We start from the raw sequence: 4,470 nt of genomic DNA on the forward strand, positions 1-4,470 counted from the left end.
CGCCGGATTTCATGTCGACGTGGGGGGTGAAACCGCCATAGCCGACTGGCGCGCCCTTGCGCACCATCTGGGCGAAGGCAATGCCGGACAGCGCTTCGGCATTCTGCTGCACCAGCGCGCCGGCGATGGTCACCGGCGCCATGGCGCCCGACAGGGTGAACGGCGTCACGATGACGACCTGGCCCTTGCTCGACATCTGGATGATACCTTCCATCATCGGCACGTCGAGCTTGAGCGGCGAATTGGTGTTGATGATGGTGAACACCGATGGCTCTTCGAGAAGCTGTTCGCCGCTGATGCCGCGCGCGATCCTGGTGATCTCGATGCCGTCGACATTGCGCTCCTTGCCGAGCGAATAGATGTGGAACACCTTGTCGGTTAGCACGCTCAGATCGCGGATGCATTCGAGGTGCCGGACGGACGGATGGATGTCGATCGGCTCGACCGGATAGCCGCCCGTGCAGTTTAGGATGTTGTGCATCTGCGCAAGCTTGAGGAAGTTGCGGTAGTCCTGCTGATTGCCCGGCCGGCGGCCGCGGTCGATGTCGGAACAATTAGGCGCCGACGCCATCATCGAGATGATCAGATTGTCACCGCCGAAGCGGACATTGTGCGCCGGATTGCGGGCATGGATGGTGAATTCCGACGGGCAGTGGGAAACCAGCTCGAGGATCATGTCGCTGTCGAAGCGCACCCGCTCGCTGCCTTCACGGACATCCGCGCCATGCGCCTTCATGATGCGCCGGGCCTCGTCGTGCAGCACTTCGACGCCGATTTCCCTGAGAACGCGGAGCGATGCGAGGTGGATCGATTCCAGCTCGTCGTCGGAGACCAGCTTCGTCGGCGTCAGCGGGATTTTCAGTTGGCGGAACGGCGGCTGCTCGAACGCCGCTGATCCGCCGGCGCGCTTTCCCGCGCGGCCGCCGCGACGGGCGCGGTCGTTTGCCAATGCCGGTTCGGCGGGATGAAGGGCGGCGGTCATGATAGTCCTCGTACGCTGCGATAAGTGCGGCGGCATAATGGACCGCCGGCTGTCCCGCCATTGCGGAGGCGACGACCACTAGGACGAGGGAAGCGACATGACAGCTCGCCAGCCGGACGCACCAGGGCGAAACCAGGTCTGTGCCCCGAACTGTGAAACATGTCACGTTGCGATCACGTCATATTGAGTAAGTACATTGAATAAAACCGCCCTGAGGGAGACTATTTCCGTGTCGGATGTTGTCAGCGTGCGTGCAGCGACCAACAACGAAGTCGCCTTCATTGCCTGGGATATTGACGGAATGATCGACGGCTGTCTCGGCTTCGAAATCGTCCGCATCTATCCCGGCACCGGCGAGGAACGCTGTCTGGCGTCCTGGGTGCCTTTCAAAGGGCAACGCAACAAGGACTGGATTCCGCAGGATACCGGCGTCTGGCCGGTGCAGAAGACATTCTGGCGCGATCTTACGGTGCGGCGGCGCCGCGACAGCCTTGAGATCAGGCCGGATGGCGAACTGGTCGCCTACCGGGTGCGTCCGGTCGGTGACATGAGGCCCGGGCTCGATCCGGTGCCGGTGCGCCCCGAGAAAGCCTATACCGGAGCGGCGCGGCCGCTCGGCTATCTCGGACAAGGTGCCGTCAGCCCGACCATCTTTCTGGGATCGATGTTCGGCAAGGCGCGGCTCGCCTTCACCAACGGCGTACTCTCGACGCAATGGTTGTCGCGCGCCCTGGAAGACGCCGGCATCAAGGTCGGGCAACGCGATAAGATCAGGGACGAGCTTCAGCGTCCCGGCAGCAAGATACGCGCCTATCTACACGGCGAGGTTCCGGATGTGCTCACCAGCCTGATGAAACGGGCCAAGGCCGAGGGCGGCACTGTCAGGCTTGCCCTCTATGAACTTGCCGATGACGAATTGTGCGACGCGATCATCGACGCCAAGGATGTCGTCGACGTCATTCTTTCGAATTCGGGCAGGGATGAACAAACGAAGGCGTGGGACGCGGGCAACGCGCCCTTCAGAAAGCGGCTTCGCGAGGCGGGCGTCGTGCTGACCGACCGTCTGTTCAACAACAACCATATCGGCCATAACAAATTTGCCGTCTACCGCGATGCCCAGGGCAATCCGCAAGCGGTCATGACCGGCAGCACCAACTGGACGTCGACGGGCATTTGCGGACAGTCCAACAACGCCTTTATCCGCGACGACCCTGCCATGGCCGAAGTGTTCGATGCCTATTGGGAGCGGATGAAGGCCGACGTGTTCCCGCCGCCGGCGAGCGAAAGCGCTGCCGGACGTGTGGCGCAGAAGCAAGGCAAGCCGTTTCGCCTGAAGAATCGCACACCGAACCATGTCAGTGGGACCACCATCTGGTTCTCGCCAAACGATCCCGACCGCAGCAAAAAGGACATCTCGGTGCGGCCTGTCGATCTCGAGGACGTTTTCGCACGGATCAAGGCGGCGAAGGAGGCGGTGCTCTTTCTCGTGTTCAATCCTTCGCGGCTTGGCAACAATTCGGTCGTCGATCAGGCGGTCGCGGCGGCGACGGCGAATCCAAAGCTGATCGTGCAAGGCGCAATCAGCGATCACACCGCCATGCCCAACTATGTTGCCCCGACCAGGGATCCGGTCACCCGCAAATCGAACAAGGACGGCAAATCGCCATTCGTCTTTCCGGAGAGGGTCTGGGAGGCGCCGAACGTCTCCATCGTCAGGGCGGCCAACCTGACGGGGGCATCCGTTGCGCGGGATTTCCAGGCGGAAGTGCTGACCGTCGGCCATGCGATCGTGCACGACAAGATCGTCATCATCGATCCGATGGCCGACAACGCGACCGTCATCGCCGGCAGCCACAACCTTGGCTACAAGGCGTCCTATGAAAACGACGAGAACATGGTGATTGTAGAAGGCGACAAGACGTTCGCTGCGGCCTTTGCGGTGCATATGCTCGACGTGTTCGACCACTACAAGTTCCGCGCCTGGCGCAGAACGATTGGAGAAGGACCGTCGGACAATGATGGGCTCTCAATCGACGACAAGTGGCTGAAGCCTTACGCGGAGGGCAGGAAGGGGGCGATTGCCCGGTATTTTCCGTAGTGGTCTGAATGGTGCCGGGAACTCTTGACAAGTCATGCTCTGGCTGGCGCAAGCGGTTCTTGCCGCCGGTGCTTCCCGGCACGGCGCCGAAACGCTAATCGTGCAGGTTCTTATTGGTGCGGATCATGGACCTGGCGGAAGAGAACAGCGGCGAGACAATGCAGTGGGCGGCGATCACCGGCGTGATCGCCACCGTTTCGGTGTTCGCCATCGCGCAAGGGCTGAGCTATCCGCTGTTGAGCTTCATCCTGCAGCGCCAGGGCGTCTCGCCGGCCATGATCGGCCTCTCGGCGGCAATGACGCCGGTCGGCTTTATCGTCTCGTCGCCGCTGATCCCGTCGCTGGCGCGCCGGTTCGGGGCGGGGCGCACGGCGCTCACCTGCGCAGCTCTTTCCGCGATCATGCTGGCGCTGATCGGCTGGACGCAAAATGTCTATCTCTGGTTTCCGCTGCGCTTCCTGATCGGCGTGGTTACCAATCCACTCTATGTGCTGAGCGAGATCTGGGTGATCGCGCTGGCGCCGCCGTTGCGCCGCGGCCGCGTGATGGGGGTCTATTCCACAGTCATTTCGGCTGGTTTCGCCGCCGGCCCGCTGTGCCTGCTTGCCGTCGGCACCGAAGGCTGGCCGCCGTTTCTCGTCGGCATCTCCGCATTCGTTTTTTGCGGCTCCTGCCTGGCGCTGGTGCTGCGACGGCTGCCGAAGGTCGATGAGGCCGGGCACCGGGTTTCGGTCATGGGGTTCATGCCGATGGCATGGCTGCTGTTGTCGGCGGTTGTCGTGGCCGCTGGTTTCGAACAGGCGGTACTGGCACTGCTGCCGGTCTACGGAGCGCATTACAGCATCGAGGAAACACGCATGTCGGCGCTGCTGTCGATGATGATCGCCGGCAATATCGCAATGCAGGTGCCGCTCGGCCTGCTGGCGGAACGGCTGACGGCGCGTCTGGTCCGATTTATCTGTGTATCGCTAACGATGCTCGGATGCGTGCTGTTGCCGGTTCTCATCGAGACGCCGCTGATCTGGCCATGCGTCTTTATCTGGGGTGCGGTCTCCTACGGCATCTACACGATGTCGATCATCGAGCTTGGCGAGCGGTTCACCGGCTCGGCACTGGTCGCCGGCAACGCCGCCTTCTCGCTGATGTGGGGCGTCGGCGGCATCGCCGTGCCCCCGCTGGCGGGCGGCGCCATGGATATTCTCGGTGCGGACGGGCTGCCGATCACGCTCGGCGCCATTTGCCTGGCGTTGGCGGTCACAACCGTATTGCGGGGGCGAGCTGTCTAATACAATTGCGGGGTGCCTTCATTTCCTTGCCATCTGGAAATCGCCCATAAATCACAATTGGCGTGGTATTCAGAGGGATGCATCCCGCGTAGATGGTCTCGAAT

Annotated in this window: 3 protein-coding genes; 2 read left to right on the plus strand and 1 reads right to left on the minus strand. The window is 62.1% G+C overall.

What is annotated here, in order from left to right; translation table 11 throughout:
• Nucleotides 1-982, minus strand: a 982-nt coding sequence (locus EOA85_RS28720; RefSeq protein WP_206523394.1) for a trimethylamine methyltransferase family protein, incomplete at its 3' end; no start/stop codon positions are given.
• Nucleotides 983-1,211: 229 nt separating this feature from the next.
• Here EOA85_RS28720 and EOA85_RS28725 point away from each other — a divergent pair.
• Both EOA85_RS28725 and EOA85_RS28730 read left to right on the plus strand, forming a co-directional pair.
• Nucleotides 1,212-3,080, plus strand: coding sequence for a phospholipase D-like domain-containing protein (locus EOA85_RS28725; RefSeq protein ID WP_127212006.1), 1,869 nt, complete (start codon nucleotides 1,212-1,214; stop codon nucleotides 3,078-3,080).
• 125 nt (nucleotides 3,081-3,205) lie between these two features.
• A complete protein-coding gene (locus tag EOA85_RS28730; RefSeq protein WP_127212007.1) occupies nucleotides 3,206-4,366 on the plus strand; it encodes an MFS transporter in 1,161 nt (386 codons plus the stop codon).
• The last annotated feature ends 104 nt before the right edge of the window (nucleotides 4,367-4,470 follow it).

It is taken from the genome of Mesorhizobium sp. M5C.F.Ca.IN.020.29.1.1, assembly GCF_003997375.1.
GTDB classification, from domain to species: Bacteria; Pseudomonadota; Alphaproteobacteria; order Rhizobiales; family Rhizobiaceae; genus Mesorhizobium; species Mesorhizobium wenxiniae.

Excerpts from the sequence above, each read along its gene's own strand:
- EOA85_RS28730 (WP_127212007.1), top strand. The coding sequence starts at position 3,206 with ATGGACCTGGCGGAAGAGAACAGCGGCGAGACAATGCAGTGGGCGGCG.